The sequence below is a fragment of the Lentilactobacillus farraginis DSM 18382 = JCM 14108 genome (assembly GCF_000583655.1).
GTDB classification, from domain to species: domain Bacteria; phylum Bacillota; class Bacilli; order Lactobacillales; family Lactobacillaceae; genus Lentilactobacillus; species Lentilactobacillus farraginis.
Genome location: NZ_BAKI01000004.1, coordinates 88,191 through 106,360, shown reverse-complemented (window position 1 = coordinate 106,360; position 18,170 = coordinate 88,191). Strand labels below are relative to the sequence as shown.

Annotated in this window: 13 protein-coding genes and 4 pseudogenes; 14 read left to right on the top strand and 3 right to left on the bottom strand. The window is 43.2% G+C overall.

Annotated elements, in window-relative coordinates; genetic code table 11:
• Positions 1 to 134 precede the first annotated feature (134 nt).
• A pseudogene (locus tag JCM14108_RS02930) lies at positions 135 to 1,660 on the bottom strand (gamma-glutamylcysteine synthetase).
• Positions 1,661 to 1,826: 166 nt separating this feature from the next.
• On the opposite strand from JCM14108_RS02930, the gene JCM14108_RS02925 reads away from it, so the two are divergent.
• A complete protein-coding gene (locus JCM14108_RS02925) occupies positions 1,827 to 2,987 on the top strand; it encodes a competence protein CoiA (RefSeq protein ID WP_035178331.1) in 1,161 nt (386 codons plus the stop codon).
• A gap of 38 nt (positions 2,988 to 3,025) precedes the next feature.
• Positions 3,026 to 4,829: pseudogene (pepF, locus tag JCM14108_RS02920) on the top strand (oligoendopeptidase F).
• A gap of 291 nt (positions 4,830 to 5,120) precedes the next feature.
• Here the strand turns inward: pepF and JCM14108_RS02915 are convergent.
• Positions 5,121 to 5,750, bottom strand: coding sequence for a DsbA family protein (locus JCM14108_RS02915; RefSeq protein WP_035178330.1), 630 nt, complete (start codon positions 5,748 to 5,750; stop codon positions 5,121 to 5,123).
• Positions 5,751 to 6,030: 280 nt separating this feature from the next.
• Here JCM14108_RS02915 and yjbM point away from each other — a divergent pair, with 280 nt between their 5' ends.
• The 6 genes from yjbM to JCM14108_RS02885 all read left to right on the top strand — a co-directional run bounded on the left by yjbM (position 6,031) and on the right by JCM14108_RS02885 (position 12,177).
• On the top strand, positions 6,031 to 6,666 hold the full coding sequence (yjbM, locus tag JCM14108_RS02910) for a GTP diphosphokinase (protein ID WP_035178328.1): 636 nt from the start codon (positions 6,031 to 6,033) through the stop codon (positions 6,664 to 6,666).
• Positions 6,663 to 7,475 carry an NAD kinase gene (locus JCM14108_RS02905; RefSeq protein ID WP_035178326.1) on the top strand — a complete coding sequence of 271 codons (813 nt, stop codon included), beginning with the start codon at positions 6,663 to 6,665 and terminating at the stop codon, positions 7,473 to 7,475. The genes yjbM and JCM14108_RS02905 overlap by 4 nt, the downstream gene beginning before the upstream one ends.
• Positions 7,468 to 8,361, top strand: a complete 894-nt coding sequence (locus tag JCM14108_RS02900; protein WP_035178324.1) for an RluA family pseudouridine synthase — start codon at positions 7,468 to 7,470, stop codon at positions 8,359 to 8,361. Before JCM14108_RS02905 ends, JCM14108_RS02900 begins: the two co-directional genes overlap by 8 nt.
• 9 nt (positions 8,362 to 8,370) lie before the next feature.
• Positions 8,371 to 9,222 carry a methyltransferase domain-containing protein gene (locus tag JCM14108_RS02895; RefSeq protein WP_035178322.1) on the top strand — a complete coding sequence of 284 codons (852 nt, stop codon included), beginning with the start codon at positions 8,371 to 8,373 and terminating at the stop codon, positions 9,220 to 9,222.
• A 14-nt stretch (positions 9,223 to 9,236) separates the two neighbouring features.
• Complete coding sequence (locus JCM14108_RS02890) at positions 9,237 to 9,749, top strand: tRNA (cytidine(34)-2'-O)-methyltransferase (RefSeq protein ID WP_035178321.1); 513 nt, start codon at positions 9,237 to 9,239, stop codon at positions 9,747 to 9,749.
• Positions 9,750 to 9,861: 112 nt separating this feature from the next.
• The gene (locus JCM14108_RS02885) at positions 9,862 to 12,177 is read left to right on the top strand and encodes a DNA translocase FtsK (RefSeq protein WP_035178319.1); all 2,316 of its coding nucleotides are present in this window, start codon (positions 9,862 to 9,864) and stop codon (positions 12,175 to 12,177) included.
• Between the two features lie 79 nt (positions 12,178 to 12,256).
• On the opposite strand, the gene JCM14108_RS14235 is transcribed toward JCM14108_RS02885, so the two are convergent.
• On the bottom strand, positions 12,257 to 12,379 hold the full coding sequence (locus JCM14108_RS14235) for a DUF4044 domain-containing protein (protein ID WP_235807197.1): 123 nt from the start codon (positions 12,377 to 12,379) through the stop codon (positions 12,257 to 12,259).
• Positions 12,380 to 12,473: 94 nt separating this feature from the next.
• Here JCM14108_RS14235 and JCM14108_RS02880 point away from each other — a divergent pair, with 94 nt between their 5' ends.
• From JCM14108_RS02880 to mraY, 6 genes and pseudogenes are all read left to right on the top strand, one after another.
• A complete protein-coding gene (locus tag JCM14108_RS02880; protein ID WP_035178317.1) occupies positions 12,474 to 12,851 on the top strand; it encodes a DUF3397 family protein in 378 nt (125 codons plus the stop codon).
• Positions 12,852 to 13,138: 287 nt separating this feature from the next.
• Positions 13,139 to 13,564 (top strand): annotated as a pseudogene (mraZ, locus tag JCM14108_RS02875) (division/cell wall cluster transcriptional repressor MraZ).
• A 39-nt stretch (positions 13,565 to 13,603) separates the two neighbouring features.
• Positions 13,604 to 14,551: a 16S rRNA (cytosine(1402)-N(4))-methyltransferase RsmH gene (gene rsmH, locus JCM14108_RS02870; protein ID WP_035178315.1), complete on the top strand. Its 948-nt coding sequence runs from the start codon at positions 13,604 to 13,606 to the stop codon at positions 14,549 to 14,551.
• A gap of 21 nt (positions 14,552 to 14,572) precedes the next feature.
• Positions 14,573 to 14,953, top strand: a complete 381-nt coding sequence (ftsL, locus tag JCM14108_RS02865; protein WP_035178314.1) for a cell division protein FtsL — start codon at positions 14,573 to 14,575, stop codon at positions 14,951 to 14,953.
• Positions 14,950 to 17,107, top strand: a pseudogene (locus JCM14108_RS02860) (penicillin-binding protein). The gene ftsL and the pseudogene JCM14108_RS02860 overlap by 4 nt, the downstream one beginning before the upstream one ends.
• 51 nt (positions 17,108 to 17,158) lie before the next feature.
• On the top strand, positions 17,159 to 18,118 hold the full coding sequence (gene mraY / locus JCM14108_RS02855) for a phospho-N-acetylmuramoyl-pentapeptide-transferase (protein WP_035178313.1): 960 nt from the start codon (positions 17,159 to 17,161) through the stop codon (positions 18,116 to 18,118).
• Positions 18,119 to 18,170: the final 52 nt, after the last annotated feature.

Below are 18,170 nucleotides of genomic sequence, written 5' to 3'. Positions count from 1 at the left end.
ACAGTTTTGATAAGACTATTTTACCAGCTAACCAATACCAGAAAAATCCAGAATTGTGTTTAACCGGAAACTAATCATTTTCGGCTAAACGCAATTCTGGATTTTTTAGTTGTTGATTTTTTAAGAAATGGTGACTACCAGTGTTTCCAAGCGGCCTCTTTGATGTCTGGAAACAGCTCATAAAGATATTCCAAGGGCTGATCATTAACCTTATTAGCATAGACAACCTGGGTCAGATTATCATATGTCAGCATTAACAGCTCTTCACCGTGCTCATCGCGGACTTCATAGTACCGAATGCCAAGCGCAATCGCGTGAAAAATCAGACGCTGCGCATTTGAATTCAGATTTGACATGGCTGGCAGCAAGTGGTCAGTCGTGGTACGACGAGTTTTCCATTTTTTGGCGGTTTCGATACCAAATGCATGAGGCTGTTGTTTTTGATCTTAGGCAGCAGCATAGCCGACGCGGTCAGCTCGGGATGACTGAGAACTTCACTAAAGTCGTCCAGTGCCTGAAGCTGTTCCGAGTGTGCGTGCAGCTGTTTGGCAATTTCAATGAGTTCATTAAAGATTTTGATGCCCTCGGCTTCTTTAAATGTCGGCTGGTCCGGCGATTCCAGTGCAACCCGGTTGTTATCATCAAAAGATTGTTTGAGCTGTTCATGGATATTGGATATATCAACTGGATGAACCAGTAGATACATCAAATAGAACTTTAAAAAGTACAACGCGTGCCGGCTAATGCCATTAGGTGTGAACGGGGTGTTATCCATTACCCGGAATTCCAAATAAGAAATCCCCCTGGTTCGATAATCTTTTAGGGATGCTTGTCCCCGCAGCCGAACCGGCCCATAAAATTCTGCTGCCGAAAACAGCCGGTGCTTGGCGATGGCATCTGAAATTCGGTCAACATAATTACCCAGACTCGAATAAACCGTAACGTTTACTTGGTCAGCCGGCTTGTTGACATAGCCGTAAATGCTGTTTCGAATGCTTCGAACCGGTTGCTTGAGTTCTTTAGGTGTTTCCCCCGAAAAAAATCCTTTTTCAGCGATCGGACTGGCGCCAAATAAATAAGTCAGCAGCCAACGATGCAGGACAAAATTTTGGGTAATTTGAAAATACAGGGCATTTTTAAATTCCACCAGTGTTTTGAATTGATTTTCGTAATGCGTATACAGCCGATTAATGACCGGCTCGGGAATACTGAAGTTAACGTGCAGACCAGTGACAATCTTTAATGGGACCTGATACTTTTGCGTGAGATAATCACGGTATTTTTGAAATGGCGGCCGTTCAAAATGGGTTGCCACAAAGTGAATATCTTCTTGCGACAAAGCGGGGGGCATACTTAGCGGCCAGATATATTCATCGTCCTTCATCGATCGATAAAGAACGGTTTGAATGGTATCCAATTGATCCAGCACACCGCTGATGTTTGGGTTGGGATCGGTAATTAGTTCATTCATTGATTCGGAAAAATCCGATTGGAGATAGGGATGATATTTTCTGGATCCTAAATTTTTTGGGTAGGGATGCCGACTTAACTGCCCATCGCTTTGAATCCGATGTTCTTCGATTTCAATGCCGATTAAGCTATGATAAAGCTGTTCTGCAACGTCTTCTTGTTTGATGTATGCTAATAGATTTTCAAGCATTGGTAGTCTCCAGTCTCCTGATGGATAGATTTACCAATAATTATAACCAATTTTGGCATGATTGATAGCATATGGCCCTATTTTTGCGGAATTTTGCCAAAAATAAAAAAATGGTTGGCTGTTCCCGTACTTAATTAATGAACGCTTATCCGAGGAGGGATTATTAATGCTGATTGCCGAACTGAACGGGCGCTTGATTCAAGCAGATGAGGTTAGCGGGAAGTCCAAGCGGGCAGCTGAAAACAGCCCATTTTCAAAACCGGCTTATCATTGTCCAAGTTGTCATGAATCGGTTGTTTTAAAACATGGTCAATCCCGAATAGCCCATTTTAGTCATCTTTCGATTAGTCAGTGTCCATACAGTGAGAATGAGAGTCAGGCACATTTGGCCGGCAAAATGAAAATAAAGCAGGACGTAACCGCATTGGGCCATCCGGCCGTGCTGGAACACGTTTTTTCCAATATTAATCAACGGGCCGATGTTTATGTTCCCACGCTGCAAACGGTTATTGAATATCAGTGCAGCCCGATTTCGTTTGCGGAAATTAAACGGCGGACGGCTGGGTATCACCAGGTTGCCCGCCGGGTGCTGTGGATTTTGGGGGCTCGTTACAATACCGGTACTTATCATTCCGATATGGTAGCTAGATTTGCCCAATATCACTGCCGGCTTGGTTTTTATTTTATTTGTTTTTCAAAAGAAGTGGGCTACTATTGCCTGCATTATCAAATTCGGGAAGTTGCCGGCAAACTAACGGCTGATACCCAAAATTTTTTTAGTTTGAAAGCATTGCTGCAATTCTTGAAGTCCGGTGAGCCCACAGCTAAATGGCGGGCCAATACCAATACAACCAGGCGCTTGCTGCTGCACCAACTGCAGAATATTCAAAGAAGTAATTTGAAGCGGGGGCGGACTTGGCTGCCAAGTGTTTCGGACTGCTACGCATTTAATCGGCTTTTTGTGGGCTGTCCAATGATTTGTCATGGTCATCAGGGGAGTGGGCTGCCGATTTTTCATCAATCAATCCTTTGTTGGCGGGTTTGGCTGATTTTACGGCTCTTTGACGATGGTTATCGGTTTATTTCCGATGATTTGCTGGCCGGATTGCTGGAATTGAGTCGGGAAAAATTTGGGCTTGAATTTGCGCAAATTAACGATAATCACCGATTCTTCAAAATGGCATTCAAACGATTGTTGATTGAACTTCATGACCAGGGCTATCTGCGCCATTCAGTGGCCGGCATTCAAATTTTAAAGCAGCCTGTCTGGTTTGACAGTTATGATCAAAAACGATGGTTTATTTTAACGGCAGATCGATTCTTGTGATAATCTAGTGTTAAATAGTTGAGGAAGGGATGTCATTAATGGCAGAAACAAAGCAGTTACCACTCAGAAAAGATGTACCGGTTGAATTAACCTGGGATCTGACAACAATTTATCAAACTGATTCTGAATTTGAAACGGATTATCAGGCGGTCGAAAACGATTTGACAGCACTGCAGCAGCTTTCCGGAACGTTGGGGAAAAGTGCAGCTGACCTGCTAAAAGCCACTGAAGCACTGCTGGCGGCTTCCCGTAAGCTGGAGAAGGTCTATGTCTACGCCCAGCTGAAGAACGATCAGGACACCAGCCAGGACCGTTATCAGGCAATGTATGCCCGCAGTCAGTCGTTGGCAGCCCGATTTGGGGCGGCGGTAGCGTGGTTTGATCCCGAATTGCTGACGCTTAGTCCAAAACAAATGGCTGACTATTATCAGCAGGAACCTAAATTAAAGGCCTATCAACGGTTGTATGATCAAACGTTTGCCAAACGCGAGCACATTCTGAATCATGATGTCGAGGAAGTTTTGGCTGGCGCCGATGACATTTTTTCATCCGGTGAAAACGTTTGGAATTCTGGATAATACTGATCTTTCTTTTCCGTCGGTTACCGATGAAAACGGCAATCAGGTTCAACTTTCCCAAGGGGTTTACAGTATTTTGCTGGAATCAGCCGATCGAACCGTCAGAAAAGAAGCTTTTCAAAAGCTGTATCAGGTTTATCAGCAGTTTCAGCATACCTTGGCTTCAACTTTGACGACTAATGTCAAAAATCATAATTTCAAGGCCCGGCTGCGGGGATACCATTCCGCATTGGAAGCGGCTCTGTCAGCAAATGAAGTTCCCGTTAAGGTTTATGATAACCTGATTACCGAGGTCAACCGCCATTTGGACTTGTTGCATCGGTATGTCGCTTTGCGTAAGCGGATTTTGGGTGTGGATGAATTGCATATGTATGACTTATATACGTCTTTGGTTGGTGAGAAGTCACCACAATATACATTTGACGAGTCCAAGAAAGTTGCCCTCGATGCTCTTCAGGTAATGGGGCCGGAATACGTCAGTCATGTAAAAGAAGAATTCAATAATCGGTGGATTGACGTTGTTGAGAACCGTTATAAAAGAAGCGGCGGCTATTCTTCAGGGACGTATGACACGAATCCATTTATTCTCTTGAACTGGCAGAATAATCTGGATAATTTATACACGCTGATTCACGAGACCGGTCATAGTATGCACAGTTATTACGCTTCCCACCATCAGCCTTATCAATACGGTGACTATTCTATTTTTGTCGCTGAAATTGCGTCGACGACGAATGAAAATATTCTGACTGACTACTTACTGGATAAATACAAAGATGATCAGAATATGAAGCGCCACATTCTAAATTATTATTTGGACGGTTTCAAGGGAACCGTTTTCCGGCAGACCCAGTTTGCAGAATTTGAACAGTACATCCACGAACAGGATGCCAAGGGACAGCCGCTAACTGCTAACTTTCTTGACGACTATTACCGTCAATTGAATCAGAAGTATTATGGTGACGGGGTTGTTTCAGATGAACAGATCAGCTTGGAATGGTCACGAATCCCGCACTTCTACTATAACTTTTACGTTTACCAGTATGCGACCGGCTTTGCAGCAGCTTCGACACTGGCTGATAAAATTGTTAACGGTGGTCAGGCAGATGTTGACCGGTATTTGAATTACCTGAAGTCCGGTAGTTCGGATACGCCGATTAATGTTATGAAAAAAGCCGGCGTGGACATGACCCAGCCGGATTATCTAACGCGGGCTTTTAAGATTTTTGAAGAGCGGCTTGATGAATTTGAAAAGTTATTCTAAATGAGTGGTTTAAACTGATAGTTGCCAGCTTTAATTTAAACAGGTGGTATTAAAGACATCAAAACGGGACCAGGACAAAAATAATTTTGTCCGGTCCCGTTTTGGTTAATCCCGATTTTACCGAGCGCAAACGTGCGTCGAAAAACACTTTCCGATTACGTAATCGAATTAGCCAAACATTTAAGCCCAAAATATTCGGCTAATTCGATTAGGTTCTAAAAGTTAACGGTCTTTCGTCCCACGCTGATTAAGTTTGATTTTGAAGCTGTCAACTAATTGAGGCACTTTCTATTAGAAGAAATTTGATTGCGGATACAAAATCTTGGCACCTTGATTACTATCTTGATGCTGCTTGACCAAATCTTCAAAGTGTTGAACGGACTTTACGCTTCGCGCACAGAACTTAAACATAGAATTGTAATCAAAATCCTTAATCAGCACGCCACTATTATCAACCGCTGAATTGAAAAGCACTGCAGTCGCCGGCTCATCTACCGACATTTCGTGAACTATCCGTTGATCACATCGAAACATGTTTTCCGCTAATTCCGATCGTCTATCTTCCCTAAACATTTCACAATCCAACCCGTTATTTTCCGCCAACCAATAAACCAGTTCATCACTGTATGTTTGATGATTGAGCAGGAGTTCCCGCTGTAAATCCATCAAGAAACGGCGTCCCAACCTTTTACCCTGAAAGGATGCCGCTTTAGAATCAAGTACAATATGATAAGGCAGTTTGTGGTCGAATTGTTGACCATTTTTTGCTGCCATTTGGTTTAAAATTTTGATATTTAACATGGAAATGAATCGAACGGAAACTTTGGTATTTAACTTGCGGGAAATGTTATCGATCGTTTTTTCAGCGTCATAACAATGTCGATTTAGCGGATCAATGAATAAATAAATTTCGAGAACCATAATGCCCCTCCAATTTTTAATCGACAAATAAAAGTAATATACCAATTATTTACTTATCTAAGAATACCAAATTTTGAGCTAAAAACAATATATTTGCTCATAAATGTGCTTCCCCATTTTGGGGAATCCACATTTATTATGTTAAAATATAGTCTGATTGTAAAATTTAAAAACTGAATGAATAAAAAATATCAGCCAACCGGCCGTTTTGATTTAAAGCAAATGCGTTGACGGCCGGGTGTCAGCTGCTTATTTCATAAAAAAGATTGGAAGTGATAGCTTGGTTGAAGATTGGGACAACTTTTTGATTCCATACAAACAGGCTGTTGATGAATTGAAAGTTAAGTTACGGGGAATCCGCGCGCAGTTTCTTAAGTTGGACGGTCGAAGTCCAATTGAATTTGTGACCGGTCGCGTTAAGCCCGTTGACAGTATTAAAGAAAAAATGGTTCGGCGGCATATTTCGGAAGACCGCCTTGAAGAAGACATGGAAGACATTGCCGGGTTACGGATTATGTGTCAATTTGTTGAAGATATCTATCAGGTGGTGGACTTGTTACGGAAGCGAACGGATATTAACATTTTGGAAGAACGGGACTACGTGCATAATAAAAAGCCGAGTGGTTATCGTTCCTACCACATTATTTTTGAGTATCCGGTTCAAATGCTGGACGGTGAGAAAGTTATTTTGGCCGAAATTCAGGTTCGAACCCTTGCTATGAATTTCTGGGCAACGGTTGAACATTCATTGAATTACAAGTATAAAGGTGAGTTCCCGGATGACTTGAAAGTTCGACTGGAACGATCCGCGGAAGCGGCCTTTAAGCTGGATGAAGAAATGTCTGAAATTCGTGGTGAACTTCAGGAAACTAAGCAAGATGCTTCGACTGGGGATGCGGGGAAGTCATCAGAATGAGAATAGCAATATACAGTAATTTAGTAGAGGCGTCAAACATTGTGGCGACTTTGCTGAGAAAACAAATTGAAAAATCGCCCAATTTAATTATTGATGGGTTGAACCCTGAAATTGTTGTTTCGGTTGGTGGCGATGGGACGCTCTTATCCGCCTTTCATCACTACCAGGACATTAGCGACCGGGTTCGATTTATTGGTATTCATACGGGTCATTTGGGTTTCTATACGGATTGGCGGGATTATGAAGTCAATGATTTGGTGGCCAGTCTGGAAAACGATAATGGGCAAAGTGTTGCCTACCCACTGCTGGATATTAAAGTTAATTATGCCGGTGGTGGGGCTGCTGATATTGGTCTGTCGTTGAATGAGTCGACGTTAAAGCAAATCAGTGGATCGATGGTGGCGGACGTTTATATCAAGAACCAATTGTTTGAGAGTTTTCGGGGTGACGGGCTTTGTATTTCGACGCCCAGCGGGTCCACTGCTTATAATAAATCGATTGGTGGTGCGATTATTAATCCGCGACTAAATGCTATTCAGATGGCTGAGATTTCTTCGATTAACAACCGGGTTTTTCGAACGCTGGGCTCTCCGTTAATTATCGCACCCGATGAGTGGATAAAAATTGTCCCTAAATCAACTCATCGGACAATCTTAACCTGCGATCATCAGGTTATCACAACGCGACAGATTGCCTCAGTTGAGTATCGGATTTCTCAAAAACGGATTGCATTTGCTCAGTATCGGCATATGCAATTTTGGCGGCGGGTCAGCAATTCATTTATTGGCAAGGTTGATTTGGATGACTGAATTTAATTGGACCTACCAGGGCAAGGCACCGATAAAGGTTCGGACGTTTATTATGGGATATGGGATTACCCGGACGCTGCTTAAAAAAATTAAATATCACGGCGGCAAAACCTTGGTGAACGGGGAACCGGTACTGGTTAATCGAAAATTAACCACCAATGATATCGTAACGGTTGTCTTGCCGCCTGAACCGGAAAATGACCATGTTCCACCTTCAAACTTGCCGATTCGGATTATTTTTGAAGACGAACATTTTTTGATTGTTAATAAACCGGCCGGCGTAGCTTCGGTACCGGCTCATAATCGGGCTAATGATTCCCTGGTTAATCGGGTTAAGGGCTACTATCAACGGCAGCACTACGCCAATCAAAAAATCCACATTGTTACCCGCCTCGATAAAGACACCAGCGGATTAGTAATCTTTGCCAAGCATCATTTTGCTCATTCGGTATTAGATAAGCAATTAAAGGATCATCGGATTAAAAAAACGTATTTGGCAATTGTTGCGGGGCAATTTTCGACCGACCATTTTGAAATTTACCTACCGATTCGGCGGGCGGCGGATTCGCTTGTTAAGCGTGAAATCGGTCTTCCGGGTAAAATGTCGGTTACTGAAGCTTGGCCGCTTAGGCGATTGAAAAACCGGACCCTGGTAAAGATCCGGCTGCATACTGGGCGGACACATCAGATTCGGGTGCATATGAAAGCTGTCGGCCACCCGCTGGTCGGCGATTGGCTTTATAATCCAAAAGATGAGTCGTTTCCGCGGCAGGCTTTGCATTGTTGGCAGCTGCGCTTTTTTAATCCCTTTTGTGGCCGGTTTATCAACTGTACGGCACCGCTGCCAAGTGACATGAAGACCTATTTGGCGGTTTACGAAAGGTAGGCATGGAAATTGAAAAAAATCGAAATGGGGACCGCGTTTGTCAGTCGTCATCTAGCGCTGTTTCAGTGTCCCGTATGTGGGCAACCGTTTAAAAGTGTTGCGCAAAATCAGCTTATTTGTCCTGCGCAACACGCTTTTGACTTTTCCAAAAAGGGCACACTGTTTTTTCTAACCAAAGCCGCTAATAACGAATATGACAGCCAAATGTTAATGGCCCGGCAACGCCTTTTACAAGCCGGTTTGTTTGATGGGATTATTCAGGCAATCGGGGCTTCACTGGCAGCTGAACCGGAAACAATTTTAGATGTCGGTTGTGGTGAGGGAACCCCGTTGGCTCGATTGTTAGAACGTCGGCACAGTAACGATGTCGCGATTGGTTTTGATATTTCAAAGGACGGGATTAATTTAGCGACTCGTTACGGTAACCCCAATACCTTCTTTTGCGTTGCTGATTTGGCGCGGCTGCCTTTTAATCAAAAGGTTTTTTCAAGTGTGATTGACTTGTTTTCGCCATCCTCGTATCGTGAGTTTAATCGGGTTATTAAACCCGGCGGCCGATTGATTAAAGTGATTCCCAATGGCGGTTATTTGAAAGAATTACGGCAATTACTATACGGCCATGATCAGCCCAACAGTTCCTATTCCAACCAAAACGTACTGGCGCTTTTTAAGAAGCATTATCCAAGCAGCAGTGTTCAGTCATTAACGTATCGTTTTCCACTGCCAAAGGAGCTGCGGCGCGATATGATGATTATGACCCCGCTTCACTGGGGTCGCGGGCAGCGCTTGTTATCAACTTCTCAACTTGACGGTCTTACTGAAATAACCGTCGATGTATCAATTTTAATTAATCATTTTTAGTAACGGAGGAAAAAATGACAAATCATATTGTTTTATTTGAGCCCTTAATGCCGGCGAACACCGGAAATATTGCCAGAACCTGTGCCGGGACCGATACGGTCTTGGATTTGATTGAGCCGTTGGGCTTTAAACTGGACGATAAACACCTGAGAAGGGCCGGCTTGGACTACTGGAATAAGGTTCAAATTAACTACCACAAAAATTTACCGGCTTTTTTGAAAACGGTTGAAAATCCTCAGAATTTATTTCTGGTTTCCAAATTTGCCAACCAGGATTATACCGATCCTGATTATTCAGACCCTAAGCAGGACTATTATTTGTTGTTTGGTAAGGAAACAACCGGTTTACCGGAGCCGTTTATGCGTCAAAATCCTGAAAAAGCAATTCGAATTCCTCAGGATGACGCGCATATTCGGGCTTTAAACTTATCGAATAGTTGTGCAATTGTCATTTATGAAGTCTTGCGACAGCAAAACTTCAATCAGTTGGAACGGACTCATCGGTATCCGCACGATAAATTGAAATAAACTGTTGCGGTAATCATCGGGTGTGCAACTATCAAATAATCGCTGCCGGTTTTTCTAAAATAAAGCATCAGTAACCAATTGTGAACGAATTATTTTATTGAGGAGAACGAAAATGGCAACAAAAAGAACTCGAAAACGCACCGCTAAAAAACGGGGGCGGCCTGCCAAAAAGCAAGAATCAGCGGATTTTCTTTCAAAGTATGCAGTTAATATTGTGGGCATTGTGATGGCTGTTTGGGCATTATTGGGCCTTTTTCAGGCTGGCATTGTCGGTATTTTTATTATTAATTTGACCCGGATTTTTGTCGGTGCTTTATATCCGATTGGATTGGCCGCAATAATGGCTGGCGGCATTTGGCTGGCCGGCTTTTCCCGATTACCAAAGGTGAAATGGCGCCATTTATTTGGTACCTGCATGATTCTATTGGGGATTTTGACAATTCTCAGTTTGGCTGAATATTTTCAAACAGCTCAACCAGTTGATTTTGTGACTGTTAATTGGGGAAAACTGACGGATGACATGACATCCTCAAATACAACATCAAATATCGGCGGCGGCATTTTATCGGCAATCTGCTTTGTCTTTTTACATATGCTGGTTGGCAATATCGGCGTTGGCATTGTTAGTGTGCTGCTAATTGTTGCCGGTGGGTTTGTCTTGTTTAATATTTCATTTAACAAAGCCTTTATTGGTATTCGAAAAGCCGTGACAGTTGGTTTTCAAACGGCTGTTGAAATTAAAGACAGGGTTAGCCGTTTTAAAGCCAACCGATCTTCGTCAAAGCCAGCCGGTGAGATACCGAAAAAAGAGGTGTCATCCCCAAAACAACCCAAGTCATCGGAAGAGCAGCAGTCGTTTTCGACTTCGGCTATTACGATTTCAGGAATGCCGGTTGCCGATGAAGCAAAACAGCAGCCTGCGTCATCGGCAGCGGCAAAAAAAGATACTGCTGAAAAACCTGCTAAAAAGCAGGCCAGCGATGTGGATCTGGTAAACGTTCAGGAAGATGATTCTTATCGCCTGCCAACACCGGATTTGTTAACGCAAATGTCACAAGATGATCAATCCGGTGAGTTAAAATCGATTGATCATAATGCCAAAGTTCTTCAAAAAACATTGGACAGTTTTGGCGTTAAAGCAGAAATTAAGCATGTTAGCCTGGGGCCGTCGGTTACTAAATATGAAATCCACCCGGATATTGGTGTCAAGGTTAGTCGAATTGTTAATTTAGCCGATGATATTGCCTTGGCTTTGGCGGCTAAAGATATTCGAATTGAGGCGCCGATTCCCGGAAAGTCATTGGTCGGTATCGAAGTTCCTAATCGAAAAATCGCGACCGTTTCTTTCAGAGATGTGGTTGAACATCAACCTGATCGGCATGGTCACTTACTTCAAGTGCCACTGGGGAAGGATGTCAATGGAAATGTCATTACGGCGGATTTGACTAAGATGCCGCATTTATTGATCGCCGGTTCAACGGGTAGCGGGAAATCGGTTGCCATTAATGGCATTATTACCAGTATTTTGCTGAATGCCCGACCCAGTCAGGTTAAGTTGATGTTGATTGATCCCAAAAAAGTTGAATTAGGCGTTTATAATGGTATTCCGCATTTACTGAGTCCGGTTGTTTCAGAGCCTAAGAAAGCCGCTCGGGCACTTCAAAAGGTGGTTTCGGAAATGGAAAACCGCTATGAACTGTTTGCAAAGTATGGTCAGCGAAAAATCAGTACGTTTAATGAGTTTGCGGCTAAAAACAATCAGGAAAACGATGTTAAAATTCAGCCAATGCCATACATTGTCGTGATTGTTGATGAATTAGCTGATTTGATGATGACGGTTTCCAATGATGTGGAAGCCGCAATCATTCGCTTGGCGCAGATGGGTCGGGCTGCCGGGATTCATATGATTTTGGCAACCCAACGGCCTTCGGTAGACGTCATTACCGGTTTGATTAAAGCCAACGTACCATCGAGAATTGCTTTTGCCGTTTCAAGCGGGATTGATTCGCGAACCATTATCGATACGAACGGTGCCGAAAAATTACTTGGAAGAGGGGATATGCTCTTTCTACCGATTGATTCCAACACCCCGATTCGGGTTCAGGGCGCTTTTATTCCGGACAAAGATGTCTCACGAGTAGTTAAATTCATTACGGATCAGCAGTCGGCTGATTATGATGAATCCATGATGGTCAGCGATGAAGAAATCAAGCAGGAAGATGAGGCCGATTCGGAAGACGATTTATTTGACGATGCCCTTTCATTTGTGGTTAACGAGCAAAAGGCAAGTACGTCGTTACTTCAACGACACTTTCGGATTGGTTATAATCGGGCGGCCAGGCTGATTGACGATCTTGAGAATCGTGGTTATATCGGCCCACAAAACGGCAGTAAGCCTCGGGAGGTTTTTAAAAAGAAATCGGTTTGAAATAACGTTAATGATGGCAAATAAAAAAGGCCGACATCAATTTAATTTGATGTCCAGCCTTGTTTATTGAGCGATTCATTTACATCTGACCCATAATGGTAATAACCGCGGAAGCGACTAATGAGCCAACCGTGACGATGATCATCAGCCATACGAATACTAATGTGATTTTTTGAAACGTTGTTCTTTTTTTACGCGCCAATATTTGCACCACTTTCTGATTAGATTCAATAATTAGTCTAACCATCATTATCTGTCATTGCAATACGTTTTGTCAAAATTGGGAGGGACAAACGATGCGGTTTCCTTTATGGGCGGCCATTACAGCAACATTTTTAATGCAGTTGATTGGGTTGCTGCTGATTGCCGGGATCATCATCTTCATTCGAAAAAAGCGGGCCGGTTTAAAACGACTGCCGATTGTCCCCGTTGATTTTTGGCCGCCCTGTCTGCTTTATTTTATTTACCAGTTAAGTGACTCCCGGCCGACTGGTTCATTAATTCCTCAAGTGATGATTATTTGGATGGTTATTGGGCTCGGTGGCCTCTTGTGGCAGATCTTGATGGATCCCCAAATGACGCTGCGCCGCTTTCTGATTTTATTTTGGCGGTTGAGTGATTTGGTGTTACTAATTAGCTGGCTGGGCGTTTTCATCTATATGTTGATGACGTAGAAATAATGATGACCTTGCTTATGGCACAACAGCTTTAAATCAAATTTTAAAATAATTATTAAGAAAGACTGAAAGTCAAGAAAATCGATTGGCTTTTGGTCTTTTTTTGAGCGTTGCAGCTAATTGTTAGTCGTCGCTGAATATTGATTTGGCGGGCTTTGTGAAATGACAAGTTTGCTTGGTTTGCGGTTTGTGACATTCTTTTTACAAAAATTGGTGCGATGTGGTTGGTAGTGGGGAATTGTGGTAGAATGTGAGTGCAAGTTGAATTAAGGGGGATGGGGTCAATGCTTCTTGGTGAATATCAGCACAACCTGGATGCCAAGGGGCGGATCATCATCCTGCTAAATTTCGTCAGGATCTCGGCAGTAAGTTCGTTATTACACGAGGCATGGACGGCTGTTTGTTTGGCTATCCAATGAGCGAATGGAAAAAAGTCGAAGGCAAGATCGATGCGCTCTCCATTAACAAAAGAGACGTGCGGGCCTTTACTCGTTTTTTCTTTTCTGCAGCCCAAGAATGCGAATTTGATAAACAAGGTCGCATTAATATTCCGAGTATCTTAAGAAATTACGCGAAAATAGAAAAAAAAGTGTGTTGTGGTCGGCGTCTCCAATCGAATTGAAATTTGGAGCGAACGGGCATGGCAGGACTTTACAAGTGATGCTGCGGCTCATTTTGATGAAATTGCCGAGAACATCATTGATCTGTAATAATTAAAAAATAATAGCTAACTGAAAAGTGGTGATTGTATGTCTGGCTTTAAGCATGTGACTGTTTTACTGCACGAAGCGGTAAATGGTTTGGACGTTGATCCCAACGGTACATATGTTGATGCAACGCTGGGTGGTGGGGGACACACCACAGAAATACTCAAACAATTAAATAAGGGGCACCTGTATTCTTTTGACCAGGATGAAGAAGCGATCGCTTACAATCAACAACAGCTTCATCAGGCAATTGAAGACGGGCGATTAACGCTGATTCATGATAATTTTCGAAATATCAAAGCGGCACTGGCTGACCAAAATGTCACTGAAATCGATGGCATTGTTTATGATCTGGGCGTTTCATCGCCCCAGTTTGATGAAGCCGGTAGGGGATTTAGCTATCGGTTTGAAGCCAGGCTGGATATGCGGATGGATCAGGATAATCCAATTGATGCTTGGAAAATCATTAATGAATGGCCGTATGAAAAGCTAGTTCGGATCTTTTATCGCTATGGTGAAGAAAAGTTTGCCAAACAAATTGCCAGGCGAATTGAACAAACCCGGGCGCACCAGCCGATTAACACAACGACTGATTTGGTAGCCGTTATTAAGGAAGCCATTCCGGCTGCGGCCAGGCGGCATGGCGGCCATCCCGCCAAAAAGGTTTTTCAGGCGGTTCGAATCGCCGTTAATGATGAGTTGTCGGCTTTGGAAGATTCGCTGGAACAAGCGCTCGCTTTGCTGGGGGTTGGCGGTCGTATCAGCGTCATTACATTCCAGTCACTTGAAGATCGGTTGGTGAAGACCATGTTTAAGGAAAAAGCATCCTTGCCTGATTTACCACCAAATCTGCCGGTTATCCCTAAAGAACTTGAGCCAAAGTATAAACTTGTCACAAGAAAACCGATTATTCCAAATGAGCGTGAGCTTGCAGAAAATCATCGAGCTCACAGCGCAAAATTGCGAATTATTGAACGAACAAAAATCTAGTGGAAAGAAGCATACATAAAAATGGCACAAAATAATTTAGCTCGTAACCTGACACAAGAAGAACCGGAATCCTATGTTTCGACCCCCGAACGGGTCAAACCAACGCCTGGGGTTCTGCCAAAGCAGCATTTAAAACTCAGCGCTTTTGAAAAAACATTAATCGTTTGTGGTAGTGCAATTTTAACTGTGTTGATGTTGGTGGTGGTTTCTTCCAAAATCGCATTATCCAATTCACAGCATCAACTTCAACACTTGGATACCCGGATTACAGCGATTCATAATAACAACACCAATCTTCAGCAGCAGATTGGTGAGTTGCAGAGCAGCAGCCGGCTGCAGAAAATTGCCAAGGAAAATGGTATGACGCTTTCCAATGGAAATATAAGGAATGTTACTAAATGAAAGAACCATCTAATCATCCCGAAGAAAACTTAAAAGCACGTAAAAATCGAAAGCTCGTTGGTATTTCACTGCTTTTGATTTTTTCATGGTTTTTTTGGTATTGGCATTGCGGCTAACCACGATCGCGATTGGCAAGAATGTTAAACACGTTAATTTAAATGAACGTGCAGAAAAGCTGTATAACCAGACGCACACTATCAAGGCAAAACGGGGCACGATTTATGATGCCAATGGCGATCCGATTGCCGAGGATACCAGTACATATTCGCTTTATGCGATACTTGATAAAAACCAGCGGGGGTTAAACAATAAACCACTGTACGTTGTTAATAAACACAAAACAGCCCGGATTTTAGCGAAGTATTTACCGATTTCACAGAAAAAAGCTTTTAAAATTCTTTCACCAAGCGACAGTCAGCCATTTCAGGTTGAATTTGGCAGTGCCGGTACCAATATTTCATTGATTACGAAGAAGAAAATCGAAGCTGAGCATCTGCCTGGAATTAAATTTATTCAACAGCAAGCTCGTCTTTATCCTAACGGCACTTTTGCGTCGAATCTAATCGGGGTGGCAACTTCTCAGAATAACCAAAAGACAGGGACAACCAGTTTGATTGGTCAAATGGGGATTGAAAAGGCCTTTAACACGGTGCTTGCCGGAAAAAACGGCTTCAAAAATGCTGATTATGATCTTTACGGGTATAAATTACCAGGTAAAAAACAAAAAGAGCGCAAGGTAAAAAATGGTGACAATATTTATACAACCATTGATTCGCGAATTCAAACACTGCTGGAAAGTGAAATGAATTCTGTTCAGTCGCAGGTTCATCCGGCTTCTTTAAATGCAATTCTGATGGATGCCAAGACGGCAAAATTGTTGCCCAATCACAACGGCCAAGTTTTAATGCTGCGACGCTGTCCGGTATCGGTAAGGCTTGGACGAATACCTTTACTTCGGACTCGTTTGAACCCGGCTCAACAATGAAAATCTTTACTTTGTCAGCATCAATTGATTCAGGGCATTTTCACGGGAATGATACCTATGAGTCCGGACGATATTCAATTGACGGCAAGATTGTTCCTGATTGGGATACAGCCGGCTGGGGATATATTACTTACAACAAGGGATTTGCACTTTCCAGTAACGTTGCCATGGCACATTTGGAGCAGCAGATGGGGCCCAAGACCTGGAAAAAATATATTAAACGATTTGGCTTTTTGAAGACAACCAATTCCGGCCTTCCCAACGAGTTGGCCGGCCGAATGCAGTTCAATTATCCAATTGAACAGGCCGACACTGCTTTTGGCCAGGGGATCGAAATTACACCGATTCAGATGATGCAGGCTTTAACTGCAGTATCGAATAATGGTAAAATGATGAAGCCGTATTTTATTTCTAAAATTACGGATCCCAATACTGGCAAAACGGTTAAAAAGTACGCGCCCAAGCAAGTTGGAACACCAATAAAAGCGCAGACGGCTAAGAAGGTCCGTGACCATATGCAGGACGTTGTTTATAAATCGTATGGAATTGGTCAGGACTATAAAATTAAAGGCTACCGTGTGGCGGCAAAAACAGGAACTGCGCAGGTCAGCAATGGTTATGGCGGCTATGCTTCCGGTGACGACAGTTATCTATATTCGGTTGCCGGGATGGTTCCTGCCAATAATCCGCGTTATGTTATGTATATTACGATGAAGCAGCCGAAACTGACCGGTACCAAGACGGCTACCCAGTTGATGGCGGAAATATTTAAGCCGGTCATTGTTCGCGCACTTCAAAATTCGAATACGAAGCAGACGGTTGCTAAAAAAGCGGTCCCGACAGTTACCTATCAGACAACGACTGAAGCAAAGCGCATACTGAACGAGAAGAATTTTGACGTAGTGACGATCGGAAATGGGGCAACGGTTATCAAACAGTCGCCCAGTGCGGGAACCAAGTTGGCCGAACGCAAACGGGTCTTTATTTTGACTAATGGGACGCTGAAGATGCCGCGGGTCATCGGCTGGAGTAAGCAGGACGTTGCGACCTTCTGTCGGCTGGCCGGTTTAAAGCTGAAGACAACGGGGTCTGGTTACGCGGATCGTCAAAGCATTACCTTTTCAAAAGCAATTAAAAAGGGTCAAACACTGAAGGTCAATTTTGAATAGTGTCAAAAAATAAAATCCATATATTACGGTTAAGGACGGTTTAGAAAGAAAATGGGGAATTGGTTAGCATCAACAATTGGGGCATTTGTGATAACGGTACTCTTTATGCCCGGTTTAATTAAGTATTTTAGAAGCAAACACGAGGGTCAGATGATTCGTGAAGAAGGGCCTCGCTGGCATGAGAAAAAATCCGGGACCCCAACAATGGGCGGAATTTTATTTATCGCGGCAATTGTTTTGGCCGATCTGGCTGTTGCCCTGATTCACGGCGGGTTGACGCCGACGTTGTCAATCTTGTTATTTGTTTTGGTCGCGTATGGCTTGATTGGCATGTGGGATGACAGTATTAAGCTGTTTCGGCGGCAAAACGAAGGCTTAAAGGCTTGGCAAAAATTGTTGGGTCAGATAGTGGCCGCAATTGTTTTTTCGTTTGTCTATCTTCACGAGGGCTTTCCAATGGCTATCAAAATTCCGTTTGGTGCTGATTGGCGGATTGGTTATTGGTACATCTTATTTATTGTCTTCTGGCTGGTTGGCTTTTCCAACGCGGTTAATTTAACCGATGGCTTGGACGGCCTGGTAGCCGGCTTGGGCGTTATTTCGTTTGCTGCCTATGGGGTGATCGCGGCTATTCAGCGTCAAGTTGATGTTGCAATGTTTTGTTTTACAGTTGTTGGTGGTTTGTTGGCATTTTTCATTTTCAACCACAAGCCGGCCAAAATTTTTATGGGTGACATGGGTTCATTGGCGCTTGGTGGTGCATTGGCCTGTGTTTCGATTCTGGTTCACCATGAATTTTCACTTTTAATTATTGGCATTATTTATGTTCTTGAAACTGCTAGTGTGATGATTCAAGTTGCTTCTTTCAAGCTTACCGGAAAACGGGTTTTTAAAATGACACCGATTCATCACCACTTTGAAATGAGTGGGTGGTCCGAGTGGAAAATCGACCTGGTTTTTTGGAGTATCGGACTGATTGCGGCTGTTGTCAGCATTATAACGATTATTTGAGGGTTGGTGTGAGGCTGAGGTTTTACAACCGACCTCTTTGTGTATTTAAATA

What these genes read in the sequence shown, in the direction of transcription:
- mraY (WP_035178313.1), top strand. Translation starts at nt 17,159, where the DNA reads ATGGGGAATTGGTTAGCATCAACAATTGGGGCATTTGTGATAACGGTA.
- JCM14108_RS02890 (WP_035178321.1), top strand. Translation starts at nt 9,237, where the DNA reads ATGACAAATCATATTGTTTTATTTGAGCCCTTAATGCCGGCGAACACC.
- JCM14108_RS02925 (WP_035178331.1), top strand. Translation starts at nt 1,827, where the DNA reads ATGCTGATTGCCGAACTGAACGGGCGCTTGATTCAAGCAGATGAGGTT.
- JCM14108_RS02880 (WP_035178317.1), top strand. Translation starts at nt 12,474, where the DNA reads ATGCGGTTTCCTTTATGGGCGGCCATTACAGCAACATTTTTAATGCAG.
- rsmH (WP_035178315.1), top strand. Translation starts at nt 13,604, where the DNA reads ATGTCTGGCTTTAAGCATGTGACTGTTTTACTGCACGAAGCGGTAAAT.
- JCM14108_RS02885 (WP_035178319.1), top strand. Translation starts at nt 9,862, where the DNA reads ATGGCAACAAAAAGAACTCGAAAACGCACCGCTAAAAAACGGGGGCGG.
- ftsL (WP_035178314.1), top strand. Translation starts at nt 14,573, where the DNA reads ATGGCACAAAATAATTTAGCTCGTAACCTGACACAAGAAGAACCGGAA.
- JCM14108_RS02915 (WP_035178330.1), bottom strand. Translation starts at nt 5,750, where the DNA reads ATGGTTCTCGAAATTTATTTATTCATTGATCCGCTAAATCGACATTGT.
- JCM14108_RS02905 (WP_035178326.1), top strand. Translation starts at nt 6,663, where the DNA reads ATGAGAATAGCAATATACAGTAATTTAGTAGAGGCGTCAAACATTGTG.
- JCM14108_RS02900 (WP_035178324.1), top strand. Translation starts at nt 7,468, where the DNA reads ATGACTGAATTTAATTGGACCTACCAGGGCAAGGCACCGATAAAGGTT.